The 25,899-nt window shown below is 75.5% G+C and carries 21 protein-coding genes; 4 read left to right on the top strand and 17 right to left on the bottom strand.

Translation table 11 applies throughout. From position 1 onward, the window contains the following. Positions 1-5 precede the first annotated feature (5 nt). From ABD234_RS10170 to ABD234_RS10215, 10 genes are all read right to left on the bottom strand, one after another. The gene (locus ABD234_RS10170) at positions 6-959 is read right to left on the bottom strand and encodes an ABC transporter ATP-binding protein (protein ID WP_344355799.1); all 954 of its coding nucleotides are present in this window, start codon (positions 957-959) and stop codon (positions 6-8) included. Further along, entirely contained in the window at positions 956-2,068 is a 1,113-nt protein-coding gene (locus ABD234_RS10175; protein ID WP_232226499.1) for a FecCD family ABC transporter permease, read from the bottom strand. The genes ABD234_RS10170 and ABD234_RS10175 overlap by 4 nt, the downstream gene beginning before the upstream one ends. After that, the gene (locus ABD234_RS10180; protein WP_038374696.1) at positions 2,065-3,132 is read right to left on the bottom strand and encodes a FecCD family ABC transporter permease; all 1,068 of its coding nucleotides are present in this window, start codon (positions 3,130-3,132) and stop codon (positions 2,065-2,067) included. The genes ABD234_RS10175 and ABD234_RS10180 overlap by 4 nt, the downstream gene beginning before the upstream one ends. 62 nt (positions 3,133-3,194) lie before the next feature. After that, positions 3,195-4,067 (bottom strand): glucose-1-phosphate thymidylyltransferase RfbA, encoded by an 873-nt coding sequence (gene rfbA / locus ABD234_RS10185; protein WP_038374695.1) that lies wholly within the window; start codon positions 4,065-4,067, stop codon positions 3,195-3,197. Between the two features lie 12 nt (positions 4,068-4,079). Then, positions 4,080-5,405: a glycosyltransferase family 4 protein gene (locus tag ABD234_RS10190; RefSeq protein WP_344355807.1), complete on the bottom strand. Its 1,326-nt coding sequence runs from the start codon at positions 5,403-5,405 to the stop codon at positions 4,080-4,082. Continuing rightward, positions 5,402-5,794: a PRC-barrel domain-containing protein gene (locus ABD234_RS10195; protein ID WP_038374693.1), complete on the bottom strand. Its 393-nt coding sequence runs from the start codon at positions 5,792-5,794 to the stop codon at positions 5,402-5,404. The genes ABD234_RS10190 and ABD234_RS10195 overlap by 4 nt, the downstream gene beginning before the upstream one ends. A 37-nt stretch (positions 5,795-5,831) precedes the next feature. Continuing rightward, positions 5,832-8,150, bottom strand: a complete 2,319-nt coding sequence (locus tag ABD234_RS10200; RefSeq protein ID WP_344355810.1) for an asparagine synthetase B — start codon at positions 8,148-8,150, stop codon at positions 5,832-5,834. Then, positions 8,147-8,962 (bottom strand): TetR/AcrR family transcriptional regulator, encoded by an 816-nt coding sequence (locus ABD234_RS10205; RefSeq protein ID WP_232226500.1) that lies wholly within the window; start codon positions 8,960-8,962, stop codon positions 8,147-8,149. The genes ABD234_RS10200 and ABD234_RS10205 overlap by 4 nt, the downstream gene beginning before the upstream one ends. Next, positions 8,959-10,101: an aspartate-semialdehyde dehydrogenase gene (locus ABD234_RS10210; protein ID WP_344355812.1), complete on the bottom strand. Its 1,143-nt coding sequence runs from the start codon at positions 10,099-10,101 to the stop codon at positions 8,959-8,961. Before ABD234_RS10210 ends, ABD234_RS10205 begins: the two co-directional genes overlap by 4 nt. Before the next feature lies 1 nt (position 10,102). Then, positions 10,103-11,470 carry an aspartate kinase gene (locus ABD234_RS10215; RefSeq protein WP_038374735.1) on the bottom strand — a complete coding sequence of 456 codons (1,368 nt, stop codon included), beginning with the start codon at positions 11,468-11,470 and terminating at the stop codon, positions 10,103-10,105. A gap of 324 nt (positions 11,471-11,794) precedes the next feature. On the opposite strand from ABD234_RS10215, the gene ABD234_RS10220 reads away from it, so the two are divergent. The 3 genes from ABD234_RS10220 to ABD234_RS10230 are packed head-to-tail and all read left to right on the top strand — an operon-like array spanning position 11,795 to position 15,224. Beyond that, entirely contained in the window at positions 11,795-12,778 is a 984-nt protein-coding gene (locus tag ABD234_RS10220) for an ABC transporter ATP-binding protein (protein WP_344355815.1), read from the top strand. Continuing rightward, a complete protein-coding gene (locus ABD234_RS10225) occupies positions 12,775-14,001 on the top strand; it encodes a hypothetical protein (RefSeq protein ID WP_344355817.1) in 1,227 nt (408 codons plus the stop codon). The genes ABD234_RS10220 and ABD234_RS10225 overlap by 4 nt, the downstream gene beginning before the upstream one ends. Then, the gene (locus tag ABD234_RS10230; protein WP_344355819.1) at positions 13,998-15,224 is read left to right on the top strand and encodes an ABC transporter permease; all 1,227 of its coding nucleotides are present in this window, start codon (positions 13,998-14,000) and stop codon (positions 15,222-15,224) included. The genes ABD234_RS10225 and ABD234_RS10230 overlap by 4 nt, the downstream gene beginning before the upstream one ends. A 12-nt stretch (positions 15,225-15,236) precedes the next feature. On the opposite strand, the gene aspS is transcribed toward ABD234_RS10230, so the two are convergent. The 3 genes from aspS to recR form a co-directional block, all read right to left on the bottom strand. After that, positions 15,237-16,553: an aspartate--tRNA(Asn) ligase gene (aspS, locus tag ABD234_RS10235; protein WP_344355821.1), complete on the bottom strand. Its 1,317-nt coding sequence runs from the start codon at positions 16,551-16,553 to the stop codon at positions 15,237-15,239. Positions 16,554-16,742: 189 nt separating this feature from the next. Beyond that, entirely contained in the window at positions 16,743-18,413 is a 1,671-nt protein-coding gene (locus ABD234_RS10240) for a hypothetical protein (RefSeq protein ID WP_344355823.1), read from the bottom strand. A 23-nt stretch (positions 18,414-18,436) separates the two neighbouring features. Continuing rightward, the gene (gene recR / locus ABD234_RS10245; RefSeq protein ID WP_038374732.1) at positions 18,437-19,030 is read right to left on the bottom strand and encodes a recombination mediator RecR; all 594 of its coding nucleotides are present in this window, start codon (positions 19,028-19,030) and stop codon (positions 18,437-18,439) included. Between the two features lie 111 nt (positions 19,031-19,141). Here recR and ABD234_RS10250 point away from each other — a divergent pair, with 111 nt between their 5' ends. Beyond that, the gene (locus ABD234_RS10250; RefSeq protein WP_344355826.1) at positions 19,142-19,669 is read left to right on the top strand and encodes a GyrI-like domain-containing protein; all 528 of its coding nucleotides are present in this window, start codon (positions 19,142-19,144) and stop codon (positions 19,667-19,669) included. A 10-nt stretch (positions 19,670-19,679) separates the two neighbouring features. Here ABD234_RS10250 and ABD234_RS10255 read toward each other — a convergent pair whose 3' ends face one another. The 4 genes from ABD234_RS10255 to ABD234_RS10270 all read right to left on the bottom strand — a co-directional run bounded on the left by ABD234_RS10255 (position 19,680) and on the right by ABD234_RS10270 (position 25,883). Beyond that, a complete protein-coding gene (locus ABD234_RS10255) occupies positions 19,680-22,682 on the bottom strand; it encodes a DNA polymerase III subunit gamma and tau (RefSeq protein WP_344355827.1) in 3,003 nt (1,000 codons plus the stop codon). A gap of 47 nt (positions 22,683-22,729) precedes the next feature. Next, complete coding sequence (locus ABD234_RS10260; protein WP_344355829.1) at positions 22,730-23,557, bottom strand: hypothetical protein; 828 nt, start codon at positions 23,555-23,557, stop codon at positions 22,730-22,732. A 70-nt stretch (positions 23,558-23,627) separates the two neighbouring features. Further along, on the bottom strand, positions 23,628-25,007 hold the full coding sequence (locus ABD234_RS10265) for a TIGR01777 family oxidoreductase (RefSeq protein WP_344355831.1): 1,380 nt from the start codon (positions 25,005-25,007) through the stop codon (positions 23,628-23,630). 30 nt (positions 25,008-25,037) lie between these two features. Beyond that, positions 25,038-25,883, bottom strand: a complete 846-nt coding sequence (locus ABD234_RS10270) for a type II CAAX endopeptidase family protein (RefSeq protein WP_038373981.1) — start codon at positions 25,881-25,883, stop codon at positions 25,038-25,040. Positions 25,884-25,899: the final 16 nt, after the last annotated feature.

Consider the following 25,899-nt stretch of genomic DNA (forward strand, 5'->3'; position numbering starts at 1 on the left):
CAATATTAGGTGAGGCTAACCTCATCCGCACAGGGCGAGGTGGGGCGTGCCACATCTGCCGCATCGGCCGGCTCGTGGGGGACGATCATCGGCGCTCCCGTGTGCGGATCCTCGACGACGGAGGCCTCGAGGTCGAAGGCCTCGCGCAGCACCCGCGGGGTCAGCACCTCCCACGGGGAGCCGTCGGCGACGACGCAGCCGTCCTTGATCGCCACGAGGCGGTCGGAGAAGCGCGCGGCGAGGGTGAGGTCGTGCAGCACCATGACGATCGTGGCGCCGCGCTCGCGGTTGATGCGCCGCACGATCCGCAGCACCTCGAGCTGATGGCTGAGGTCGAGGAAGGTGGTCGGCTCGTCCAGCAGGATGGTGGGGGCGTCCTGGGCGAGCACCAGGGCGATCCAGGCCCGCTGCAGCTGCCCTCCGGAGAGCGAGGCGGCGTCGCGGTCGGCGAGCTCGCGCAGGCCGGTCGCCACGAGGGCCTCCTCGACGGCGGCGGCGTCCCGGCGGGTCCAGGGCCGCAGCAGCGACTGGTGCGGGTGCCGGCCGCGCGAGACGAGATCGCGGACGGTCGTGGCATGCGGGGTGAGCGGCTTCTGCGGGAGGATCGACAGCTGCCGGGCGACCTGCCGGGCGCCCTGGGAGTGCAGCGGGGCCCCGGCGAGCTCGACCGTGCCCGCGACCGGGGCGAGCAGGCGGCTGAACGCCTTCAGGAGGGTGGACTTGCCGCTGCCGTTGGCGCCGATCAGCGTGGTGACGGTGCCTGCCTGGATGCTCAGATCGGCCTCGGGGACGACCACGTGGCCGTCGTAGGCGAGGCGGAGGCCCCGCGCCCGCAGGGCCGGCACGGGCGCGGGTTCCGGCACGGGCGCGGGGGCCGGCACGGGGGCCGGCGCGGCGGCGGCGGGGGCGATGGGGGCCTCGGGGGCCGGGGCGTGGATCCTCGGGACGGCGGTGCTCATGCGGCGGACCTTCCTCCGGCGGTGCGCCGGGTCAGCAGCCAGATCAGGTAGGGGGCGCCGATGATGGCGGTGATGATGCCGACCGGGACCGACCAGGGCAGCACGGCGCGGCCCAGGATGTCCGCGGCGGTGACCATCGCGGCGCCCAGCAGGGCGGAGGCGAGCAGCGGCGGCCGCGGGGTGCGCCCCAGGCGCTGCGCGAGCTGGGGCGCGACGAAGGCGACGAAGCCGACGGGTCCGGCGGCGGAGACCGCGGCCGCGCACAGCACGACGGCGCACACGAGCACGGCGATGCGGTGGCGCTGGACGGGGACGCCCAGACCGGTGGACATCTCGTCGCCGAGCTGGCCGATGTCGAGGGCGGAGGTCTGGGTCAGGGCCAGCGGGGTGATGACCAGCAGCACGATCAGCACCGGCCAGACGCTCGTCCAGGTGACGCCGGCCAGGCTGCCCACCAGCCACTGGGTCGCGGCCGCGGCCTGCGACAGGGAGCCGCGGACCATGAGGTAGTTCGTCAGGCCGCCGAGGGTCGCCGTCGCGCCGATGCCGATGAGGATCAGCCGGTAGCTGTCCACCCCGCCGCGCCAGGACAGGCCGTAGACGACGGCGGCCGTGCCCAGCGCCCCGATCGTCGCGACGACGGGCATGCCCAGGCCCAGCAGGCCCGAGCCGACGGCGTAGGCGCCGCCGCCGAGCACGATGGCGGCGACCGCGCCGGCCGCGGCCCCCGAGGTCACGCCCAGGATGTCCGGGGTGGCCAGGGGGTTGCGGGAGAAGGTCTGGGTGAGCGCCCCGGACATCCCCAGGGCGAGGCCCACCACCACGGCCCCGATCACGCGCGGCAGGCGCAGCTCGCGGACGATGAACTCGTGGCTGGGCTCCCCCGCCCCGAGCAGCGCCAGCACCGTCTGCCCCACCCCGAGGTCGCTGCTGCCGGCCATGACGCCCCAGACCACCAGCGCGGCCGTGGCGGCGAGGGCGAGGACGGTCACCAGCAGCAGGCGCCCGGCGAGGTAGCGGCGCCGCAGCGCGCGGAGCACGGCGAGCCGGCCCGCCGGGGCGATCACGGCGGTGCGCGGGGCGGCGCCGAGGCCGGCGGCGGCGCTCACAGCGCGGCCATCCGGCTGCGGCGGACGATCATCACGAACACGATCCCACCGAGGACGGTGAGCACCACGCCCACCGACACCTCGCCGGTCCCGCCGATGAGCCGCCCGATCACGTCGCTGAGCAGCAGCACGCCCGCCCCGACGAGGCCCGCGGCCGGCAGCAGGCGCCCGTGGCCGGCGCCGACCATGGCGCGGGCGATGTGCGGGGCGGTCAGGCCGATGAAGCCGATGGGGCCGCTGAGGGCGACGGCGCTCGCGGTGAGCAGGGTGATGGCCCCGAGGCCCACCAGGCGGGCCCGCAGGATGTTCTCGCCCAGGCCCTGCGCCAGCTCGCCGCCCAGCGCGAGCATGTCCAGGGAGCGGATGTTGGCGGCGGCGAGCACCAGGCCGGCCAGCGCCATCACGATCGCGGGGCCGATGCCCTCGAGGGTGCGGCCCGACAGGGACCCGACCACCCAGATGCGGTAGGCGGCCAGGGTGCTCTGGTCGGTGAGGACGAGGAAGGAGGTGATGGCCGTCAGCAGCGCGGTGACGGCGGTGCCGGCGATGGCCAGGGGCACCGGGCTCGAGAGGCTGCGGCCGAGGGCGGCGATCGCGAACACGGCCACCGAGGCGACCACCGCTCCGAGGAAGGACATCCACAGGATGCCGAGCACGCTGGTCACGCCCGCGACGTAGACGCCGAGCACGACGGCGAGGCTCGCCCCGGCGGAGACGCCGAAGATCCCGGGGTCGGCCAGGGGGTTGCGGGTCTGGCCCTGCATGACGGCGCCGGCGATGCCGAGCGCCGCGCCGACCAGCAGGCCGAGCACGGTGCGGGGCACGCGCGAGCCCCAGACGATCGCGCCCTCGTCCAGCGCCGGGTGCAGCAGCCGCTCGAGGACCGCGCCGGGGCCGATGGCGTTGCTGCCCAGCAGCAGGGAGACGGCGACGGCCCCGAGCACCACCAGCGCGGCGACGCCCGTGCGGGACAGGGCCTGGCCTGCGGTGGGCGGGCCGCCGACCGCAGGGGTCGGCGGCGGCGCGGTGCGCGAGGGCGTGCGCGGCGGGGCGTCGGAGGTCACCCGGTTATGTTAGGCAACCCTAAGGTCCTGCGCCACCGGCTGTGTCCTGCGTCGCTCCCGTCTCAGGCGCGCTCGCGCTCGAGGACGTCCAGCAGATAGGTGCCGTACCCGGACTTCACCAGCGGCGCGGCGCGTTCGCGCAGCTCCTCGTCGCTGAGGTAGCCCATCCGCCAGGCGACCTCCTCGGGGGCGCCGATGGACAGCCCCTGGCGCTTCTGCACCGTGCGGATGAACTCCCCCGCCGCGGCGAGGTCGTCGAAGGTGCCGGTGTCCAGCCAGGCGGTGCCGCGGGTGAGGACCTCGACCTGGAGGGCGCCCTCCTCGAGGTAGCTGCGGTTGAGGTCGGTGATCTCGAGCTCGCCGCGGGCGGAGGGCTCCAGCGCCTTGGCGCGCTCGACGACGGTGTCGTCGTAGAAGTACAGGCCGGGCACGGCCAGGTTCGAGCGGGGACGGGCGGGCTTCTCCTCGAGGGAGACGGCGCGGCCCTGCGCGTCCATCTCCACCACGCCGTAGGCGGTGGGGTCGGCCACCCAGTAGCCGAACACGGCCGCCCCGTCCAGGTCGGAGTAGCGCCGCAGCTGGGTACCCATCCCCTGGCCGTAGAAGAGGTTGTCGCCCAGCACCAGCGCGGCGCGCTCCCCGCCGAGGAAGTCCTCGCCCAGCACGAAGGCCTGCGCGAGGCCGTCCGGGGAGGGCTGGGGCACGTAGCGGATGTCCACGCCGAAGCGGCTGCCGTCGCCGAGCACCCGGGCGAAGGCGTCCTGGTCCTGCGGGGTGGTGATGACGAGGATGTCGCGGATCCCGGCGAGCATCAGCGTGCTCAGCGGGTAGTAGATCATCGGCTTGTCGTAGACGGGCATGAGCTGCTTCGAGACGCCGATGGTCAGCGGATGCAGACGGCTGCCGGTCCCCCCGGCCAGGATGATCCCTCGCATGGCGCCAGTATGTCAGGACGCCCGGACTCCGGGGCCGGCGGAGCCCCCGGGCGCCGCGCGGTCGCCGACGGTCTCGGCGAGGATCTCCAGGTACACCTCGGCGAGGAGGTCGTCGTCGGCGTGCAGGGCGACCCAGTCGCGGCCCGCCCCGCCGGTGGACAGCCCCGAGCGGTCCGCGGCCAGGCGCCGCCACAGCTCGGCGAGACCGTCCAGGTCGCCGGGGCGGATCACGTCGCCGGCGCCCGCGGCGCGGACCACATCGGCCGATTCCCCGGCGACGACGGCGCTCACGTGGCGGCCGGTGGCCAGCAGCTCGTAGAGCTTCGAGGGGATGGTCCAGGCGAAGGGCTCCCAGTCGCGCAGGGAGACCAGCACCGTGTCCGCCCAGTCGTACTGCTCCCCCACCTCGCGGTGCGGGATGCGGGTGCCGACGGTGACGGGCGCGTCCAGGCGCTGGGCGAGCTCGGCGAGGTCGGCGGAGGCGACGCCGTGGCCGATCATCCGCACCTGGATCGGCACGCCCTCGCGGGCCAGGCGGGCCGCGGCGATCACGACCATCTCCAGGCCCTGGGAGCGACCCATGTTGCCGAGGTAGAGCACGCGCAGCTCCTCGTGGTCGCTGCGGGGGCGGCGCACCGCCGGGCCCAGGCGCGAGAGGTCGGTCCCGTTGCGGACGACGTCGACCTTCTCGATCCCGCGCGCCCGCAGCACGTCGGCGAACAGGGCGGTGGTGGTGACGACGCGGTCGGCGCCCTCCTGCCAGTCGGAGACGACGTGGTGGACCTGCTGCTTGGCGAAGCCGGCCAGCACGGAGGCGACCCGGCGGGCGGGGGTCGCGCGGCGCGGCTCGACGTCCTCCCCGGCCACCACGGGGCCGATGTGGGTGACCAGGTCCGGCCAGGCGTCGCGCATCTCGGCGATCAGCGGAACCTTCCAGCGGGCGGCGAGGACGCGGCCCACCAGCAGGCTGGGGATGGCCGGGGCGGTGGCGATGATGACGTCGGGCCGGGTGCCGGGCCGGCGGAACCGTGCGCTCGCGCGGCGCAGCGCGTCCAGCGCCGCGACCATGTGATCGGCGGTGCGGGTGAGGATGTCCGCCCGGTGCGGGAGGTAGCCGGTGCGCAGGATCTGCTCCCCCCAGGTGCCGCGCTCGACCGTGCCGGGCCGGTGCTCGCGGCCGTGGGCGCGGGTGGGCCTGCCCTCGGGGTAGTGCGGGACGGGGGCGACGACGGTGACCTGGTGCCCGGCGCGCACGAAGCGCCGCACGAGCGCGGACCAGCGGCGCTGCGGCGCCCCGTACTCGGGGGCGTAGTAGTGGGTGACCAGCAGGATCCTCATCGGGGCGCCGGCTCCTCGAGCCCCAGGGCGCGCAGGGCCTGCTCGAGCACGTCGGGCTCGGCGTGGAGGGTCACGGGGGCGTCCAGGCCGCCGCGCACCGCGGCGGCGTCCACGCGCAGGTGCACGCGGCCGTCGGCATCGGGGTGCTCGGAGGCGAGGGCCGCCGCCGGCACCAGCACGGTGCGCACGGTCAGCCGGCCGATCGCCACCGAGATCGCGGCGAACTCCCCGGAGGCGTCGTGGAGGTAGATGTCGTGGACGTGGCCCACGCGCGCGCCGTCGACGGCGAGGACCGCGGCGGAGGACAGCTCGGGCAGATCCGGCAGATCCGGCGGATCTGACGCGTCGGAGCGCCCACGGCCCTCCGGCGCTGCCTCGCTCGTTCCCATCGCTGTGCCCCCTCTGTCCCTGTCGTCCGCGCGCGGATCAGCGTTCGAAGACGATCGCCATCGGCGTCTGCTCGCGTCCCTGGCCCAGGGGGTTGTCGGCGAACTGCAGCTCGTAGTGCTCTGCGCTGAGCGGCGCCGCCTTGCCCAGGGTGTTGCGGCCGATGTCGTTGGCGTCCATGACCACCGTACCGGCGAAGCCGTCGCGCCAGCGCTCGGGCACGACCTCGCGGATCACGGCGTTCAGGTGCTCGGCGACCGCGTCCGGGTCCTTCGGCGGCAGCTTCGCGGAGACGTTCGCGGGATACACGGAGTACTCCGTGGGCCCGTCGATGGCGCGCACGTTCCCGCCGACGACCTGGTAGAACAGGCCCTTGCGGCCGAGCACCTTGCCGGCGGCGCCGGCGGCGGAGGCCAGCAGCACGCGCGGCAGCCCGGCCTCCTGGATCGCCAGCTGCATGGTCACCGGGTCCCCCAGGCCGATCCCGGCCGGGGTGCGCGCCACGTAGCGGGACAGGGTGGTCGCCCACCAGGTGGGCTTCACGTCCCACACGAAGTAGGAGCGGCCCTGCATGATGGCGATGATCTTCTCGCTCACCGTGAGGTTCCAGCGGCGGCCCACGGTCGCCGCGCGGTGGTCCTCGACCTCCGGGCCCTCGCCCTCGAGCGCGGCGTCCAGGGCGGTGAAGAAGTCGGCGACGTAGCGGGAGATCTCCGGGTCCATCGGGGTGTCCGCGGCGAACTTGCCGGTGCGGATCGGGTAGCGGCGGGCGATCGCCCCGCCCTCGGCGTCGGCCAGCTCGAGGTCCAGCTGCTTGCCGGCGTTGGCGGCCAGCGGGTCCTTCGGCTCGGGCTCGTCGAAGCGGCCGTGGTCGTCCTCGAGGGAGACGGCCACGCCGGCCTCCGGGGCGGGGGCGCTCGGGTCGCGCTCGACGACCTCGCGCATCCACAGCTCCAGCAGGAACAGGCGCCAGAAGACGTCGGCCCCGCCGTCGGTGCGCCCGGCGATGTGCTCCTCGAAGGCCTCGAGGACGGCGCGCTGGTCGTTCCAGGGCCGGCGGGCGAACTGCTCCGAGCGGAACACCTGGTGGAGCATGCCCTTGAGGCGGCCGGTCCAGGCGTCCTGGTCGATCGCGGCGAGGGCCTCGGGCTCGGTGGCGGCCGCGGAGGGGTTGGCGAGGGACCCCAGGGCGCGCAGGGCCGCGGCGGGATCGGCGGCGACCGCGGCCGGGTCGGCCCCGGCGGCGGGGCGCAGCGCGGCGCGCACGGCCGGGTCCAGCAGCGGCAGGCGCAGGTCCACGCCGAAGCGGGCGGCGTTGCGGCGGGCGGCGGCCACCGCGGCGGCGTCGCGGTCGGTGCGGTCGGCGGCGGGGCGCTGGCCGGCGGCCGCCGTGGCCTCGACGAACGCGTCCTGCAGCAGGGCGTCGACGTCCAGGACGCGGCGACGGCGGGACGCCAGGGTGCGGCGCGCCCGGTCCACGGCGCCGGGCAGCAGGCCCTCGCGGCGGGAGGCGGCCTGCGGGAGGCTCGCGGCACCGATGAACCCGGCGCCGCGCGGCCCGGTCGCGTCGATCACGGCCGCCCCGGGGGCGCCGGTCTCGGCGGCGCGGCGCACCGCGACGAAGTGGGCGTACACGCCCAGGTGCGCGAAGGGCTCGCCCTGGGTGCGGACGAGGTCGGCGAGGTCCTTCTTGAACTGGTCGGTGCTGGGGCGCACCGGCTCGTGGGCGATCCCCGCCCGGGTGGCCACGGCCTCCAGCGCACGGGAGACCCCCACCGGGGAGGCCGCGCCGTCGGCGGCGCGGGCGCTCGCGGCGTGGACGGTCACGGCACGCACCGCATCGGCCTCGACCAGCAGGGCCGCCGAGCCGAGGTCCTCGGCCAGCAGCACGGTGGCCTGCTCGGCGGTGCCCACCGCCGCGCGGACCGCCTGGGCGAGGGAGCCGTGGCCGGCAGCGGCCGCCTCCTCGCCGCGCTCGCGGCGGAACGCGCCGTCGGCGCCGATGCGGACGCGGTCGCCGACGTCCAGGCGCTGCACGCCCTCGAAGAAGGTCGCCGAGCCGCTGGCCACGTCCTGGCCGCGCAGGTACGCCATGACCGTCGGCTCGTGCGGGGCGGGGGCGAGGCCGCGCTCGGCGCGGGCGGCGACCACGGCCGCCAGATCGGTGCCCCACAGCACCCCACCGTCCACGGGGGCGAGGTAGAGCTGGGGCGCCGAGGGGCGCAGCCGGCTGGCGAGCACCTCCGCCCCGTCGCGGGCGATGCCGATGCCGATGCCGGGGGCCTCCTCCGCGGGGATCGGGGCGCGGCCGGAGTCGGCCGTGCCGTCGAGGGAGAGGAAGCCGATCTGCTCGGTCATCGGGGGTCCTTCTGCTGGGAGTCGGAGGTCTCGCGCGGGTCCACCAGGAACGTCGCGACGAGGGCGGCGAGGTCCTGGGCGGCGGTGTCGTCGTGCCCGGCGCGCTGGAGGGTGCGCACCGTCTCCTCGCGCACGGCGAGGGAGAGCACCAGGGCGACGGTGCAGCGGGCCGCGAAGCCCGGGTCGATGCCCTCGCGCAGCTCGCCGCGCTCGGCGAAGGCGGTGTAGACATCCTCGAGCACGTGCTCGTGGACGCGGCGCAGGCGGGCCAGGCGGAACCGGCCCGGATGGTCCTTGCTGACGGCCTCGCCGTTGAGCGTGGACAGCAGCAGGATCGGGTGCGAGCGCGGGTTCCACTGCCGCTCGAGGGCCGTGAGGAAGGTCGCGCGGTCCGCGGACAGCCGCGGCGCGGCCTCGAGGATGCCCTGGGCGTGGTTCTCGAGCCGGTCGACCACGGCGCTGAGCAGGGCGTCCTTGCTCGCGAAGTGGTGCAGCATCCCGGGGTGGGAGATCCCGATCCGCCGGGAGATGTCGCGCAGGCTGGCGCCGTGGTAGCCGTGCTCGGCGAACATGGTGGCCGCGCCGTCGAGGATCTCCTCGCGCCGGGAGGAGCCGGCGCCGGTGCGCAGGGTCGGCTCCACGGTGCCGGAGACGGTGTCCAGCGTCCGGATGGCCCGGATCAGCGGGTCGACGGAGGCCGCCGCCTGGTCCTGGGAGACGGTCCCGGTGCCCGACCGGTCCGAGAGGAACGAGGCCAGCGGCACCGGTCCCGGGCCGGAGGAGGGGTGCACCGACGGCGGGATGCCGTTCACCGTGCCGTCTCCTCCACGAGGAGCTCGGCGATCTGGATGGCGTTGAGGGCGGCGCCCTTGCGGAGGTTGTCGGCGACGGCGAAGAGCACCAGGCCCCGGCCCTCCGGGACCGACTGGTCCTGGCGGATGCGTCCGACGAAGGTGCCGTCGCGGCCGGCGGCGCGCAGCGGGCTGGGCACGTCCTCGAGGATCACGCCGGGGGCGCCGTCGAGGAGGCGTCGGGCCTCCTCCGCGCTGAGCGGGCGGTCGAACTCGGCGTGGATCGCGACGGCGTGTCCGGTCAGGACGGGCACGCGCACGCAGGTGCCGGCCACGGCGAGAGCGGGGATGCCGAGGATCTTGCGGGACTCGTGCCGCAGCTTCTGCTCCTCGTCCGTCTCCCCGGAGCCGTCGTCCACGAAGTTCCCCGCATGGGCGAGGACGTTGAAGGCGATCGGCTGGGAGTAGACGGCCGGGGCCGGGAACTCGACGGCCGAGCCGTCCGTGGCCAGGCCCTCGATGCCGGGGGCGACCGTGCGGACCTGGCCCACCAGCTCCTCGACCCCGGCCAGCCCGGAGCCGGAGACGGCCTGGTAGGTGGCGACCTTGAGGCGCTGCAGCCCGGCCGCGTCGTGGAGCACCTTCAGCGCCGGCATGGCGGCCATGGTGGTGCAGTTGGGGTTCGCGATGATCCCGCGCGGGCGGTCGGCCATGGCGTCGGGGTTGACCTCGGCGACCACCAGGGGGACCTGCTCGTCGCGGCGCCAGGCGGAGGAGTTGTCCACGACCACGGCGCCGGCCTCGGCGAAGCGCGGGGCCAGGGCGGTGCTGGTGGCGCCGCCGGCGGAGAAGATCGCCACGTCCACGCGGCGGCCCTCGGAGGTGATGTCCGCCGTGGCGGCGTCCTCCACGCGCAGCTCCAGGCCCGCGTAGTCGACGGCTGTGCCGGCGGAGCGGGCGGAGGCGAAGGCGCGGATCCGGGAGTGCGGGACCGCGCGCTCGGCCAGCAGCGCCAGCATCACGCGGCCGACCTGCCCGGTCGCCCCGACCACGCCGATCACGGGCCCGTCCTCGCGATATCCCGGCGTGCCGGAGAAATCGGTGCCGGAGACATCGGTGCTCGAGCTGCTCCGGGAGTCGATCGTGCGCGCCTCGGTCATGTCAACGCCCCGTCCCGCCGTACACGACGGCCTCGGTCTGGTCCGCGTCCATGCCGAACGCGGAGTGGATCACCCGGACAGCATCATCCAGCCGGTGCACGTCCGTGACCACCGAGATGCGGATCTCCGAGGTGGAGATCATGTCGATGTTGATGCCGGCCTCGCCCAGGCAGCGGAACAGCGTCGCCGAGACGCCCGGGGAGGACTTCATGCCCGCACCGACCACGGAGACCTTCCCGATCTGGTCGTCGTAGCGCACCTCGCGGTAGCCGATGGTCTCGCGGGCGCGCTCGATGGCGGCCAGCGCGGCGGGGGCATCGGCCTCCGGCAGCGTCAGGGAGATCGCCACGGTGTCGTCCACCGTGGAGGAGTTCTGCACGATCATGTCGATGTTCGCGCCGGAGGAGGCGACCACGTCGAACAGCAGGGCCGCCTTGCCGGGGATGTCCGGCACCTCGACCACGGTGATCTTGCCCTCGCTGCTGTCGTGCGCGACGCCCGAGATGATCGGCGCCTCGAGCCCTTCCTCGCGATTGCTGTGCACGATGTCCTCCTTGCTGGGGCGGCCGGCGTCCAGGTGGACGACCTCGGCGGCGGGGATGGTCAGGTCGGGGTCCACGGGGACCAGGCGATCCGCCTGGTCGGTGACGAGGGTGCCGATGCGGCCGCTGAAGGAGCTGCGCACATGCAGCGGCACCCCGTGGCGGCGCGCGTACTCGACGCTGCGGCCCATCAGGATCTTCGCGCCGTTGGCGGCGAGCTCGAGCATCTCCTCGCAGGAGATGTAGGGGACGCGGCGGGCCGCCGGGACGATCCGCGGATCGGCGGTGAACACGCCGTCCACGTCGGAGTAGATCTCGCAGACATCGGCCTCGAGCGCGGCGGCGAGCGCGACGGCGGTCGTGTCCGAGCCGCCGCGGCCCAGGGTGGTGATGTCCTTGGTGGTGTGGGAGACGCCCTGGAAGCCCGCGACGATCGCGACGCTGCCGCCGTCGAGCGCGTCCTGGATGCGGCCGGGGGTGACCTTGAGGATGTGCGCCTTGCCGTGGACCTCGTCGGTGATCACGCCGGCCTGGGAGCCGGTGTAGGCGCGGGCGTCGACGCCCAGGTCGTTCAGGGCCATCGACAGCACGGCCATGGAGATCCGCTCCCCGGCGGTGAGCAGCATGTCCAGCTCGCGCGGCGGCGGGGTGGCCGTGACCTGCTCGGCGAGGTCGATGAGCTCATCGGTCGTGTCGCCCATCGCCGAGACGACGACCACGACCTGGTGGCCGGCCTTCGCGTACAGCGCGATGCGGTCGGCCACGCGCTTCACGGACGCGGCATCGGCGACGGAGGAACCGCCGTACTTCTGGACCACCAGGCTCATCGAGGCGGGCCTCCTCAGGTTCGTCGGGGCGCGAGGGACGCGCCGTCGCACGCGGGATGGGACCGGCACCGGGCCGTGCCCCCGCGAGACCCCGGGCATGGCGGAGCGCACGGGCACGTCCTAGGGCCTCCCCCAGTGTACGAGCGGTGTCCAGGGGGCGGACTGCGCGGTTGCCATGCGGGACGTCCTGCCCGTGTCCGCCCGGCTCCTCGCCGCAACGATCTGCGCACGATCTGCGGAGGTTCCGTGCAGGAGAGACCCGGCGCACGTCCGGGATGACAGGATCGGGGCAGGGCCGAGGGGCGGCTCGAGGAGGGGTGGCCGATGTCGATCGCGACCGCAGGATCCGGAGCCGAGGGCGTGCCGGGGATCGTCGTGGACTCCGTCTCGCGGGCCTTCGGCTCCGTGCAGGCCGTGGCCGGGCTGTCGCTGGTGGCGCCGCAGGGCCAGGTCACGGCGCTGGTCGGGCCGAACGGCTGCGGCAAGTCCACGCTGATGCTGATGCTCGCCTCCCTGCTGGCGCCGGACTCCGGGTCGGTGCGGATCCTCGGCCACGACCCGATGGTGGACACCGATGCGACGCGCCGCGCCGTCGGCTGGATGCCCGACCAGTTCGGGGCCTGGGACTCGCTGCGGGTGCACGAGGTGCTGGAGGTGGTGGGCCGCGCCTACTTCCTGCCGGGCGACCGGCTGCGCGAGCGCATCACGACCCTGCTGGCCGAGCTGGACCTCGTCTCGCTGGCCCGCAGCCCGGCGCATGTGCTCTCCCGCGGGCAGAAGCAGCGTCTGGGCCTGGCCCGCGCCCTCGTCCACGAGCCCCGGGTGCTGGTGCTCGACGAGCCGGCCTCGGGCCTGGACCCGGCGGCGCGCAAGCGCCTGCTGAGGATCGTGCGGGACTTCGCCTCCGCCGGCGGCACCGTGCTGGTCTCCAGCCACATCCTCTCCGAGCTGGAGGAGATGGCCGACCGCGTCGTGTTCATGGACCAGGGCCGCGAGACGGGGCAGGCCGGGCTGGACGAGCTCGCCGCGCGGCCGCAGGCCTGGCGGATCCGCAGCCTGGACGCCTCCTCCCTGTGGCGCGCCCTCGAGGACGTGGGCGTGGCCCGCGGGCGGGTGCGCCGGTCCGAGCCCGCCGCCGATGGCCACGTCGACGTCACCCTCGACCTGCCCGACGAGAAGGTCGCGGCCCTGCTGCTGGCCGACCTCGTCGCCCACGACGCGCAGATCATCGGCTTCGGCCCCGCCGCCGGACGCCTCGAGAACGCCTACCTCTCCAGCGAGGCGGCCCGGCGCCAGGGCGCGCTGTGACCGCCCCGCCGCTGCACCGGCCGCAGGCCCCCTCCCGCCGCCCGGCGCGCGGGGCGACCGCGGGCAGCGCCTGGCGCCTGCGTCCCCGCGGCCTCCTCCTGGTGGCGTCGCTGACCCTGCGGCGCCGCGCCGCATCGCGCCGCTGGCGGTGGGGCCTGGCTCTCTGGGCAGTGGTGCTGCTGGCGCTGGACCTGCTGTTCCTCCTGGCCGATGCGCTCCGGCGCGGGACGGGATCGGCCGCCTTCGAGATGGCGGGCCTCGTGCTCGCCGTCGCCCTGCTGCTGGTGCTGCCGCCGCTGGCCGCCGGGCAGATCCAGGCCGACCGCGCGGCCGGTCGGCTCGAGGTCCTGCGGGCCAGCCTGCTCAGCCCGGCCGAGATCATCGGGGGCCACGCCCTGGCGAGCTGGACCACCTCCGTCGCGCTGATCGGCCTGGCTCTTCCCTCGCTCCTGCCGGGCGCCGTCCTGGCCGGGCACCCCCTGTCGCGGGTCCTCGCCGTCGCGGCTGTGCTCGCAATGGTGTCCCTCGCGATCGCGCTGCTCGGGGCCGGGCTGTCCGTCCGCGCCGCGCGGCGCTCCGGGGCCGTGGTCCGCACCGCCGGCGCCGTCGCGATCCTCGTGCTGGGCCTGCCGATCCTGTGGTCCGCGTCCCTGCCCCTGCTCACCGAGGAGCAGGAGGTCCTGACGTCGCGGCCGATCGATGCGGACCAGATCCTGGCGCTCGCCGAGGTCCCCGGGGTGGAGCACCCCTCCCTGGCCAGGGAGGCCGACGTCGGGGTGCCGATGATCCTCGTCCCGGTGGGATGGCTCGAAGCGTCGGACGCCGCCGGCTCCGAGGACCCCTGGCGCTCCGTGACGCGTGCCGAGCGGTGGTGCGTCTTCTCCGAGGAGTCCCGTCCGGTCCCCCGGTCCGACCTGCTCCTGCCGCTCCTGGCCGTCCATCCGCTGGTCGCCGTCGCGGAGGTCTCCCCGCCCGGCATGGGCGTGCTGTCGACGATGCGCTCGGGTCTGGACGGCGCCGCGCATCCCGCCCAGCCCGCGCGCTTCACCACCTGCTCGCCGGGGGACGTCGGCCATCCCGAGGTCTCCCGCGACTCCACCCCTGCCTGGCCCGTCGGCCTCGCCGTCTGGCTCCTCGCGGGAGGCGGCGCCGCCGCTCTCGCGGTGCGCCGTCTGTCCGTCCCGACCCGCGGCGACACCGCCGAGCGAGGAGTCCTGCGATGACCGCATCGACCGTCCCCTCCCCTGCCCCCGCCTCCCCCGACCCCGGCCCTGCGCCGGGCCTGACCGCGGGGACGTCCACCTGGCGCCTGCGGCCGCAGGCCCTGCGGGTCGTGATCGGCCTCGAGCTGCGCCAGCGGGTGCGCTCGAAGCGCTGGTACGTGGCGCTGGGGCTGTGGTTCCTGTTCCTGATGGGGATGAGCCTGCTGATCCTCGCCTCCTACCTGGTGCTGGACCTCGACGGCGCGGGGTCGCTGCGCGGAGCCGGAGGGCTCGCGTTCTCCCTCGGGACGCTGCTGCTGGTGTTCCTGCAGCTGCTGGTGCTGCCGGCGCTGTCCGCCGGCGCCGTCAACGGGGATCGGACCGCCGGGACGCTCGCGACGCTGCAGGCCACCCTGCTGAGCCCGGCGGAGATCGTCGCCGGGAAGGTGCTCGCGAGCTGGATCGTGGGGCTCGCGTTCCTCGCCGCGGCGCTGCCCTCGATCGCGCCCGCGGCGCTGCTCTCCGGCGCCTCGCCCCTGTACCTGCTGCGCATCATGGTGATGCTGGCGCTGCTGTCGCTGCTGGTGACGATGCTCGGGGTGGGCCTGTCCTCGCTGGTGCGCAGGCCGCTGGGCTCCGTGGTGCTCACCTATCTGGTGGTGATCGGCGCGATGGTGATCCTGCCGGTGATCTGGGCGGCCTCGCTGCCGATTCTCAGCGTCGACCGCGAGAGCACCGACTACTACCAGCAGCCCTTCGACAGCGACTGGATGCAGGTCGGCACCGCGCCGGGCCACGAGGCGACGGTCGTGCTGCCGCCCGGCTCCCCGGAGCCCCAGCCCGGGGATCAGGTCTGCGTCGCGGAGACCTGGGAGACCGGGGGCGTGCGCTCCGAGATCTCCGCGCCGCTGCTGTGGGTGAACCCCTTCGTCCTGGTCGCCGACATGGCGCCGCAGATCGACCCGGAGGAGCTCATCGCGGGATCGGAGCCGCCCCTGGACCTGCTGCGGTACCTGCAGCTGGGCATGCGCTGGGCCTCGGATCCGACCTCGGGCTCCTGGTCGGTGCACTGCGATCCGGGCGTGCCCGGCTACCCGGAGGACCTCGACACCTCCCTGCCCGGTCCGATCTGGCCGATGGGCCTGGCCGCCTGGCTGCTGCTGGGCGGCGCCTCCGCGGCCACGGCGGTCCTCCGGCTGCGCGTGCCGATGCGACGGATCGGCAGCGGCACGCGCATCGCCTGAGCCGGCGGCGCCTCAGGGCGCCAGACGGTGGAGGTCCCGGGGGAACAGCGCGACCTCGCGGACGTTCGCCGCCCCGATCAGGCGGGAGACCCACCGTTCGAGGCCGATGGCGAACCCGCCGTGCGGCGGCATGCCGTGCTCGAAGGCCCGCAGGTAGTCGGCATGCGCCGCCGCGCTCATCCCCCGCTCGGCGAGGGCGGAAAGGTAGTCGCGGTGGCGGTGCAGCCGCTGCCCGCCGGTGACCAGCTCGACGCCGCGGAAGAGCAGGTCGAAGCTGTTGCTCCACGGCCCTCCGGGGATCTGCGGGCCGGTCCACGGGTGGGTGTAGAAGGGCCGCTTCGCCAGCGGGTACCCCTCGACCGCGAGCAGGTCGCTGTCGTGCTCGGCGCGGGCCCATCGGCCCAGCTCCCGTTCGTGCTCGGGGCTGAGGTCCTCCTCGGCGGGGTCGGCTCCCAGCAGCGCGAGGGCGTCGGCGAAGCGGATCACCGGGACCTCCTGCGGGATCCGCGGCAGCTCGACGTCGAGCAGGTCGAGCTCGGCCGCGGCGCGCTGCGCGAGGCCCTGGACCATCGCGCGCAGGACGCCCACGAGCACGTCCAGCACGTCGCGGTGGTCGCGGACGAAGCCCAGCTCGACGTCCATGGAGCTGTACTGGGCCAGGTGCCGCACGGTGTCGTGGGGCTCGGCGCGGAAGACGGGGCCGATCTCGTAGACCCGCTCGAAGGCGCCGACGAGCTGCTGCTTGTACAGCTGGGGGCTCTGGGCGAGGAAGGCCTCGCGCCCGAAGTAGTCCACCGCGAACAGCCCTGCCCCCGACTCCGTCGCCCCGCCGACGAGCTTCGGGGTGAGGATCTCGGTGAAGCCCTGCGCGTCCAGCGTCTCCCGGAAGGCGCGCAGGGACTGCGCGGCCAGCCGCCAGCGCGCCTGCTGGGTGCGATGGCGCCAGGCGACGTCGGCGTGGTCCAGGAGGGTCGGCAGCGAGGCCGTGAGCGCCGGCCGCCAGATCTCCACCGGCGGCGTGGCGGCCGGGTCCCCGAGCGGGGTGATGCGCGGGGCGGTGATCTCGTGGCCGCCGGGAGCCTTGGGGTTCGTGCTGAGCGTGCCGGTGACCTCGACGGGCGTCTCCTCCGGCGGCAGCGCGGCGGTGCCCCCGGCGCGGTCGACGACGGCCTGCACGAGGCCGCTGCGGTCGCGGACCACGAGGAAGGCGACGGCGGAGAGCTCGCGACGACGGTGGACGTGGCCGCGGACGGTCACGACCTCTCCCGGCGGGACCTGGGCGAGGTCGGCGGCGAGGGTGCGGACGGCGGGTACGGGGACTGGTGTCATCATTCCTCCAGGTGGCGAGGCCCTGGAGGTGCGGGCGGGGGCTAGGTCGCTGTGCCACCGCACCTTCGCCGGCTGCTGCCGGCCTCTCGTCGGTCCGCCGGTACGCGCGTGCGCTCGCCGCCCCGAGCGGGGCCGAGGGGTGTCAGGCCTCCGTGCGCCCCGTCATCGTAGCGCGGGGGCGCCGACGGGTCACCGGGGAGGATCGTGCCGGTGCAGGCCCGTCTCGGTGTCGGGGATGCGGTGGGGGTCCTCCCGCGGCGACTCCTCGTCGGCGGCCGCGCCGAAGTCAGGCAGGATGCCCTGCGAGATGGCCTCGGCATCGGCCGCCCGGTACGGGTCGGCGTGGGAGGCATGGCGGGCGGGGCCTGCCGGCGCGACGTGCCGCAGCGGCGCGATGCCGCCCTCCGGCGCGACGAGCAGGAACGGCGTCCGGCGGCGGACGTACCGCCCGGCGGGCCCGTAGAGCACGTCGCGCAGGCGGCGGCGCATCGCCCAGCTCGCGCCGAGGCCCAGCAGCGGGACGAGCAGGAGGACGTCCACCGCCGCCCACACCCAGCCGACGGTGCTCATCGCGCCGGCGGCCAGGAGCAGCACGGTGTACACGGCGGTGATCAGCAGCGCCTGCAGGCTCACGAGCACCCCGGTGAGGTTCACGACCCGCACCTCCCAGGGGTTGCGGGCGGCGCGCTCCTCCCAGGTCGGGTAGGTGCGCTCATCGGTCACCGCGTCGCGGGTCCCGGCGGCCAGCAGCATGGCCAGGTGCGGGGTGAGGGCGACGAGGCCGGCGAGCACCAGCAGCAGCGGGACGCCGAAGGCGAAGACCTGCCAGGGCTGCTCCGCCCGGGCGACCGTGAAGGTCTGCGTGCTGGTGAGGCGGTGGATCACCACCACGAGGTCCTGGACGGTGAAGATGATCCAGCTCAGGGGGAGGGCCACGGGAGCCACCCAGTACAGGGCGGCGCCCGCGATCCAGCGCAGGCTGCGCGCGGCGTGGACGAGCAGCTCGGCGGGGCCCGGCTCGAGCCGGGCGGGGACCGGCGGGAGGTGGCGGCGGTCCTGGGTGACCAGGACGGCGAGGCGCTGGGCGCGCTCGGCGGCCGGGACGGTGCGGGTGGAGCGGTCCCAGATCCCCAGCTGCGCGGCCGGGGACGGGACCTCGAGCAGCTGGGTCGCGCTGAGGCGACCGCGCATCGCCAGCCACGCCAGCAGGCACCACAGCAGTCCGGCGCTGAGCGCGGCGAGCACCCCGGCGCTGAGGGACTGCCAGTGCGGGGAGAGCGGGGTCAGCGCCAGCACGGCGACCAGGACGATCGCCGCCAGGGGCGGGATCATCAGCGGTGCGGCGGCCCGGCGGGCCAGGCAGCGCTGGAAGTCCTCCTCGGTGAGGTGGGCACGGGGGTCCATCATCGCCACCCGATGCACGGACACCGGCAGCAGGGCGAGGCTCACCAGGGTGCCCAGCACCGGAAGCAGCAGGTAGGCCAGGCCTAGGGTGCTCGGGCTGAACCCGACCGCCCGCGCGAGCATCGCGAAGTACCCGGGCTCGAACAGGATGCTGAGCAGCCCCAGCGTCCAGAAGGTCGGCGAGGTGCCCATGACGTAGCAGGTCAGCAGCAGGTACCAGAGGATCAGGAGGATCAGCGCCGGCAGCCACGCCGCCCGCAGCATCCGGGCGGCCAGCACCCGCCGCGAGGGCAGCATGATCTGCTGCGGCGAGGCCGTCGCCGGGGGCTCCGGGGGGACCTGCGGCGGGTCGGGCAGGTGGCGCAGCGGCTCCGGAGCCGGTCGCCGGCCCGGGACGGGACGTCCCGGGGGCGGGGGCGGCCGATGGCCCGGGAGCGTACCTGCGCCCCCGACCATGCCCCATCCTCCGGGAGCATCGCTCATACGCTGCGCCGTCCCAGGAACGCCCTCCCGAGGGTCATCTCGTCGGCGTAGTCGAGGTCGCCGCCCACGGGGAGCCCGGAGGCGAGGCGGGTGACGGTCAGCTCCATCGGCTGCAGGAGGCGGGAGAGGTAGGCGCTGGTCGCCTCGCCCTCGATGTTGGGATCCAGCGCGAGGATGACCTCGGTGGTCTCGCCGCTGGCCAGGCGCGACATCAGCTGGGCGATGCGCAGGTCGTTGGGGCCGACGCCGCCGATGGGGTCGATCGCCCCGCCGAGGACGTGATAGCGGCCGCGGAACTCGCGGATCCGTTCGATGGCCACGATGTCCTTGGACTCCTCGACCACGCAGATGACCTCGTCGCTGCGGCGGGCGTCCGCGCAGATGCGGCACAGCTCGTCCGCCGCGACGTTCCCGCAGACGGTGCAGAAGCGCACCGTCTCCTTCACGCGCACCAGGACGTCCGCGAGACGGCGCACGGAGTCCTCGTCCGCGTCCAGCAGATGGAACGCGATCCGCTGGGCGGACTTGGGGCCGATGCCCGGGAGCTTTCCCAGCTCGTCGATGAGGTCCTGCACGATGCCTTCGAACACGCCCCTAGCCTAGGCGGCGCGACGGACGCGGCGGGCACGGCGGGGCCCGCGGCGCCCCGTCACCGCGGCTAGTGTGTCCGGCACCACCCCGATGTCCGTGAGGAGCTCTCGATGACCTCGATGCCCGCGCCGTACGACTCCGCCGATCCGCTGCCCTCGTGCCGCATCGCGCAGGCCCCTGCCGTGCCGACCGCCGTGGTGCGCCAGGAGGGCTTCGCGATGTACGACATGCCCTCGCTGATGGACGGCACGTTCTCGCACCTGCCCCAGGCCCTGGCCGAGGCCGGCATCGCGCCGATCGGCCCGGCGTTCTCCCTCCATCACCGCGCGCCCGTGGACACCGCCGACCTCGAGGTCGGCTTCCCCGTGGACTCCCCGCCGTCCGCGCCGATCACGCTGCCCAGCGGGTTCGTCGTCGAGGCCTCGGAGCTTCCCGCCGGCCGAGTGGCGATGACCAGCCACATCGGCGGCTACGGCGGGCTCGGGGAGGCCTGGGGCCGGTTCACCCGGTCGGTCGGCGACCGGGGCGAGCAGATGGTCCACCCGTTCTGGGAGCTCTACGTGACGGCCCCGACCCCGGACACGGATCCCGCGACCCTGCGCACCGACCTGGTGAGCCTGCTCGAGCCGCGCGGGTAGCGCCGGGCTCTCAGCCCTTCGTCTCGTCGATCACCTCGAGGACGCGGCCGCCGAGCATCTTCTCGATGACCTCGCGCCCGTTGCGACGGGACACGGTCGCATCCGCGTCGTCCCAGCGGGCGCCGCCGGTGGGGTCCTCCGGCTCGGGCGGCGGGGCCGAGGCGCTCGGCGCCGACCGGGTCCGGCTGCGCTCCTGCGCGGCCGCCCGGGATGCCTGGGCCGCGCGCCGCGCGAGCTCGGCCCCGCTGGCGGCCTGCTCCGTGGTCGCCGGGGCCGGAGCCGGGGCCGCACCCGCCGGCGCGGCGGCGGGCCGCACCGATTCCGGCGGCGTCACGGCCGCGGGCGTCCCCGAGGGCACGGCGACGACGTCCCAGTCCGCCGCGGCGGCCGCCGGGCTGCCGGGAGCCGGGGCGTCGGCCAGCATCGGCGCAGGCGCGGCGGGCTCGGGTGCGGGCTCTGACTCGGGAGCGGGGGCGGGGTCAGGGGCGGGGTCGGATCGGACCTCTTGCGGGGGCGTGGGCGCGGGGGCCGGCCCCGCCGCACCCTCCGGCACGATCTCCCGGGTGCGGACGACGCGGCCCTCGGCGATGGCCCGGCGCAGCGCGGCCTGTCCGTGGGTGCGGGGCTGCCCGTCGGGGACGGTGTCGCGGCGCAGGTCCTCGACGACGAGCGGCTGCTCCGGCTCCGAGGCCAACTCCGCCGCCGAGGGCGCCGCCGGAGCGGAGGCGACCGCGTCGCCCCAGGACGCGGGTGCGGGCGGCGGCGTGCTCGCCGGCGCCTCCTGCACGGCCGGGGCAGGAGTCGCGGCCGGTGCTGGGGTCGCGACCGGGGCGGGGGCCGATGCGGCCGCGGGGGCGGCCGGCTCCGGGGAGCCCCAGCCGCCGGGCCCCTCGTCGTACGGGTCCGGCGGGAACGGGTCCTCGGGCTCGGGGGCGTAGTCGGGCTCCTGCGCCGGGCGGGGGCGCGCGGCCGAGGAGGCGGACGGGGCCGAGGGGGCCGGCGCCGCCGATCGGGCACGGCCTGCGCCCTGCATCGACCGGTCCGCGACCGCGCCCCAGCTGCCCTGCTCGCGCGAGGCCGTGGGACCGGCCGGAGCTCCTCCGCCTGCCCCTCGTCCCGGCGACGGCGGGCCGGACTGGACCGGCGGGCCGGACTGCGAGGGCGGGCCGGACTGCGGCGGCGGTCCGGCGGGGCCTCCCCCGGACCCCGGGTCCTCCCCGACGACGGCCTCGATCGCGAGCTCGACGTGGGTGACCCGGCGGACGGCCTCGGCGAGGTTCTCCGCGTTCGTCCCCCGGTGGAAGGCGGACAGCAGCCCGGGCGTGCGGAAGCCGATGATCAGCGTCGAGCCGCGCACGTCCTGCACGTGGCCGTTCTGCGACACGAGCGCCCAGGCGGGGCGGCGGATCTGCGAGAGCTCGTCCATGATCGCCGACCAGTGACCGCGCACCGCATCGGCCCCGATCGCGGCGCCCGCCGGCTGCTCCGGAGCCGGCGCAGCAGGCGCCGACGCCGCCGGCGCAGGGGCCGGTGCCGCGGAGGGCGCCGGTTCCGCCGGCGCAGGTGAAGGGTCCTGCCGCGGAGCGGCGGGCGCCGGCGCCGCGCTCGACGACTGCGCGGGGCGGCCGCCGCCGGGCACCACGACCTGGCCCCATCCGTCATCCGGGGCGGCCGGCTCCGGCTGGGGCTCCGGAGGCGTCGCGGCGGCGGCCGCCGGGGCGGCCTGCGCAGGACGGTCGCGCCCCTCGGAGCTCCGTGCCGGGGTGCTCTGCTCCTCCTCGCGGGCCCGGCGCGCGGCCTCTGCCCGCTCCTGGGCGATGCGCCGCGCCTGCTCGCGCCCGCTGCCGCCGCCCCCGGACGGCGCCGCAGCGGCCGGGGGCTCGCCGCCGCCCTGCACCGGCGCGGCGGCGCGCTCGTCGCGCAGCACGAGGCGCGCCGCCAGCAGCTCGAGGTGGAGGCGCGGGGAGGTGGCGCCGGACATCGTCGAGAGGGTCTCGTGGATGAGATCGCCGCAGCGGGAGAGATCGGCCGGCTGGAAGGCGAGGGACTGCTCGCGCATCTGGGCGAGGTCCTCCGCGGGGACCTGCGGGAGGAGATCCTCGCCGCGGTCCGGGACGGCCGCCAGGACGATGAGGTCGCGGATGCGCTCGAGGAGATCCTCCACGAAGCGGCGCGGCTCGTGGCCGGTGGCCAGCACCTGCTCGACGGCGCCGTAGATCCCGGCGCCGTCGCGCTGGGCGACCGCCATGATCGCGCGGTCCAGCAGGGCCGTGTCGGTGAAGCCGAGCAGGGCGATCGCCGTCGCATGGTCCAGGCCCTGCTCCCCCGCCCCCGCCATGAGCTGGTCCAGCACCGACATGGTGTCGCGGGCGGAGCCGCCGCCGGCCCGGACCACGAGCGGCAGCACGCCCTCGCCGACCTGCACGCCCTCGGCGTCGCAGACCTGCTCGAGATAGGGCAGGAGGATCTGCGGCGGGATCAGCCGGAAGGGGTAGTGGTGCGTGCGCGAGCGGATCGTGCCGATGACCTTGTCCGGCTCGGTGGTCGCGAAGACGAACTTCACATGCTCCGGCGGCTCCTCGACGAGCTTGAGCAGCGCGTTGAAGCCGGCCGAGGTCACCATGTGCGCCTCGTCGATGATGAACACCTTGAACCGGTCGCGGGCCGGGGCGAAGGTCGCGCGCTCGCGCAGCTCGCGGGCGTCGTCCACGCCGCCGTGGCTGGCGGCGTCGATCTCGACCACGTCGAGGCTGCCCGGGCCGCCGCGGGAGAGGTCCCGGCAGGAGTCGCAGGTCCCGCAGGGGGTGTCCGTCGGCCCTTCGGCGCAGTTCAGGCAGCGGGCGAGGATGCGCGCGGAGGTCGTCTTGCCGCAGCCGCGGGGGCCGGAGAACAGGTAGGCATGGCCGACCCTCCCGGCTCGCAGCGCACGCTTGAGAGGCGTGGTGACATGGTCCTGCCCGATCACATCGGCGAAGGACTCCGGGCGATAGCGTCGGTACAGTGCGGTGGCCACCCCACCAGGCTAGTGGAGGCCGCCGACACCGCCGACCGATGTGGACATCACCGCATCGGGGAGGAGGAGCCGTCGTCGGGGCTCTGCTCGTCCTCGCCGGCCTGCTCGAGCCGCCGGGCCCGCCGCCGCACCCCGTGCCAGGCGGCCGCCCCGGCCCCGAGCACCACCACCGCGGGCACCAGCACGTCCCCGACCCATCCCGGCAGGTCCGGCAGATCGGGGAGGGACAGCCCGAAGGCGGGCAGGGAGATGTCCGGGATCCACCCGAACAGCGCCTCGCGCACGGCAGAGATCGCCTCGCCGACGGGCGCCAAGGCCTCCCGCACGGGCGCGGTGACCTCCGCCACCCAGCGCCGCACCGGCCGCAGCACCCCGGACAGCAGGGCGCCGATCCCGAGCAGCGGGAGCAGGAACCCGGCGGCCCGCCCTCCCGCGGCCACCAGCGCGAAGCGCAGGGGATGCGCCGCCCGGCGCTCCTCTCGGGCGGCCGATGCGCTGCCCGGCTCGGGGCGCAGCGGCTGCGCATCCAGGCCCAGCGCATCGGTGACGTCGACCTCTCCCGCGCCGCGCCAGGCCGTGCGCACGACGATCCGCTCGGCGTCGTGCAGCTCCCCCTCCTCATCGGGCCGCCGCACCTGGTAGGTCGCGGAGGAGAACCCCTCCTGCATCGTGACCGTGATCCCGTCGGCGTCCTCGTCGTCCTGCGACGGCTCCGACGTGCGCGATCGCTCGCGCACCGGCTCGTGGAGGACGCCGTCGATCACGAGCTCGGCACGGGCCTCGAGGAAGGGGTGCCGGGCGCGGATCTCGTACTCGTGGCCGTCACGCCGACCTCGGTAGACGGTGGTCGCCGGGGATGACTCGGAGGCGCTCATGCCTCGAGGATGCCGGGACGCCCGCCGGGGCGCATCGTCCGAAAGGTGCGACGAGAGTCGGAGGCGGGGTTCAGCGGCGCAGCACGTGCCGCAGCGCGGACTCGAGGTCCGTCGCGGCCGGGTCGAACCCGCTCGCCCGCAGCCGGGCATCGCTCACGGCCTGGTCGGCCAGCACCAGCTCACGCGCCGCTTCGGCACCCAGCAGCAGCCGCGGGCCGATGGCGGGGACGGGCAGCAGCGCGGGCCGATGCAGCACCCGACCGAGGGTGCGGGCGAACTCCCGCTGGGTCACCGGCTGCGGGCCGACGGCGTTCACCGGCCCCTCGAGGTCCTCCGTGACCAGAGCGTGGGCGTAGGCGCGGACCATGTCGTCCAGGGTGATCCAGCTGAGCCGGGCGTGCACCGGGGCGATCCGCCCGCCCAGACCGGCCCGGTACAGCGGCAGCTGCGGCAGCAGCGCTCCCCCGCCGTCGCTGAGCACCACGCCGGTGCGCAGCAGCACCGTGCGCACGCCCGCCTCGGCCGCCGGTCGTGCGGCCGCCTCCCAGGCGCGGACGACCTCGGCGAGGAAGCCCTCTCCGAAGGCGTCGGACTCCGTGAGCAGCTCGCCCGGGCGCTGCGCGCCGTAGGCGCCGATCGCGCTGGCCTGGACGAGCACGCGCGGGCGGACATCGGCCGGGAGGGAGGCCAGCGCCTCCGCGAGGAGGGCGGAGGACCCGGTGCGGGATTCGAGGATCTCGCGCCGGGCGCGCGGGGTCAGCCGGGTGGCGATCGACCGCCCGGCGAGGTTCACCACGGCGTCGACGCCGGCGAGGTCCTCCGGGTCCAGCCGGCCGCGCGCGGGATCCCAGGAGATCTCGCCCGGGCCCGCCGAGCGGCCGCGGACCATGCGCAGGACGGTGTGCCCGCCGGTGCTCAGCAGGGCGGCCAGCTGCGTGCCGATCAGCCCGGAGGCCCCGGCGATCGCGACGGTCTGCCGGGGCTGCTGGGCGTGCCGGCCGTGGAAGGCCAGGTCATCGCGCAGCTGGCGCTCTCGGAATCCGAACAGCCCCTCGAGCGTCCGCGCCAGCGTCCCCTCCCCTGCCGTGGTCCCGCCGGGAAGCTCCGCGTCGATCCGGTCGCGGATCGCCGTGCCGTCCCCGTCGGGCCCGATGTCGTGGCGGTGGCGCCACAGCCGGAACGGCCCGGTGAGCTGGGTATCGGTGAAGGAGAGGGAGGCGGGGTCCCGGCGGGTGCCGCTGTGCCGCAGCCGCCACACCGGACGCAGCGCTCCCGGCAGCAGGTCCGGCCCCATCCGCACCGTGACGCGGCTGCCCTCGGAGAGGTCGCCGGAGGAATCGGCGCGGCCGAGCCCCGGCGGTGTCAGCCGCACCAGGGCGCCGGGCCGGGAGTGCCAGGCGACGACATCCTCGGCGGGATGCGGCAGGCGGGTGGTGCGGTCGACGCGCATCGGGGCCTCCTTCACGGGGTCCCGGTCACGCTACGCCGCGTCCCCCGGAGGAGCCTGCGAACGCAGAGGACGGGCGAAGGTCAGCACCACAGCGGCGGCCGCGAGCCACAGCACCGCGGTGACGCCCTCGACGATCCACAGGCCCGCGCCGGGATGCAGCGGCTCCACGAAGCCCTGGTCGATGCCCACGCGCAGGCTGTTGAGCAGTCCGTGCCCGAGCACCGCCGCCCAGACGGTGCCCGCCGTGGTGGACAGCGCGGACAGCAGCGGGGCGACCACGACGATGGTGCCGAGGTACAGCACGGACTCCGTCGCGCTCATCCCGAGGGCCAGCACGATCGGGAGGTGCCAGAGCGCCCACAGCAGACCGATGGCCGCCGAGGAGGTCCAGAAGCCGAGCGGGGCGAGCTGCTGCTGCAGCCATCCGCGCCAGCCGGTCTCCTCGCCGATGGCGAAGACCGTCTGCGCGATCAGGACCATCGGCAGCGCCACCAGCAGCCCCGGGACGCCGAGGCCGTCGGAGGCCGGGGCGGCGCCCGCGGCGACGGAGACCATCACGCGGATGGTCGGCACCAGCGCGAAGGCGGCGACGGCGACCAGGACCATCACTCCCAGGCGCGGCCAGGACGGCACGCCGAGCCCCAGCGCCCTCCACCACGGCCGGTCGCGGCGGCGCACCAGCAGCGCGGCGACCATCGGCGCGAGCTGCACGAGCGGGACCAGGAAGGCCAGGGCGCCGATCGGCAGCATGCCGAGGGCGAAGGGCAGGGACACCGCCGTGGATGCTCCCAGGGCGAGGACCGCGAAGGCCAGCACGCGCCGGAGCTCGACGGAGGAGGGGGCGGTCTCGAGGGAGGAGTCGTCGTGCGAGGTCATGGCTGGCTCCTGGGGG

The organism is Brachybacterium phenoliresistens, from assembly GCF_039530785.1.
In the GTDB taxonomy this organism is placed as follows: Bacteria; Actinomycetota; Actinomycetes; order Actinomycetales; family Dermabacteraceae; genus Brachybacterium; species Brachybacterium phenoliresistens.

Excerpts from the sequence above, each read along its gene's own strand:
- ABD234_RS10170 (WP_344355799.1), bottom strand. The coding sequence starts at position 959 with ATGAGCACCGCCGTCCCGAGGATCCACGCCCCGGCCCCCGAGGCCCCC.
- rfbA (WP_038374695.1), bottom strand. The coding sequence starts at position 4,067 with ATGCGAGGGATCATCCTGGCCGGGGGGACCGGCAGCCGTCTGCATCCG.
- ABD234_RS10190 (WP_344355807.1), bottom strand. The coding sequence starts at position 5,405 with ATGAGGATCCTGCTGGTCACCCACTACTACGCCCCCGAGTACGGGGCG.
- ABD234_RS10195 (WP_038374693.1), bottom strand. The coding sequence starts at position 5,794 with ATGGGAACGAGCGAGGCAGCGCCGGAGGGCCGTGGGCGCTCCGACGCG.
- ABD234_RS10200 (WP_344355810.1), bottom strand. The coding sequence starts at position 8,150 with ATGACCGAGCAGATCGGCTTCCTCTCCCTCGACGGCACGGCCGACTCC.
- ABD234_RS10210 (WP_344355812.1), bottom strand. The coding sequence starts at position 10,101 with ATGACCGAGGCGCGCACGATCGACTCCCGGAGCAGCTCGAGCACCGAT.
- ABD234_RS10215 (WP_038374735.1), bottom strand. The coding sequence starts at position 11,470 with ATGAGCCTGGTGGTCCAGAAGTACGGCGGTTCCTCCGTCGCCGATGCC.
- ABD234_RS10220 (WP_344355815.1), top strand. The coding sequence starts at position 11,795 with ATGTCGATCGCGACCGCAGGATCCGGAGCCGAGGGCGTGCCGGGGATC.
- ABD234_RS10230 (WP_344355819.1), top strand. The coding sequence starts at position 13,998 with ATGACCGCATCGACCGTCCCCTCCCCTGCCCCCGCCTCCCCCGACCCC.
- aspS (WP_344355821.1), bottom strand. The coding sequence starts at position 16,553 with ATGACACCAGTCCCCGTACCCGCCGTCCGCACCCTCGCCGCCGACCTC.
- ABD234_RS10240 (WP_344355823.1), bottom strand. The coding sequence starts at position 18,413 with ATGGTCGGGGGCGCAGGTACGCTCCCGGGCCATCGGCCGCCCCCGCCC.
- ABD234_RS10250 (WP_344355826.1), top strand. The coding sequence starts at position 19,142 with ATGACCTCGATGCCCGCGCCGTACGACTCCGCCGATCCGCTGCCCTCG.
- ABD234_RS10260 (WP_344355829.1), bottom strand. The coding sequence starts at position 23,557 with ATGAGCGCCTCCGAGTCATCCCCGGCGACCACCGTCTACCGAGGTCGG.
- ABD234_RS10265 (WP_344355831.1), bottom strand. The coding sequence starts at position 25,007 with ATGCGCGTCGACCGCACCACCCGCCTGCCGCATCCCGCCGAGGATGTC.
- ABD234_RS10270 (WP_038373981.1), bottom strand. The coding sequence starts at position 25,883 with ATGACCTCGCACGACGACTCCTCCCTCGAGACCGCCCCCTCCTCCGTC.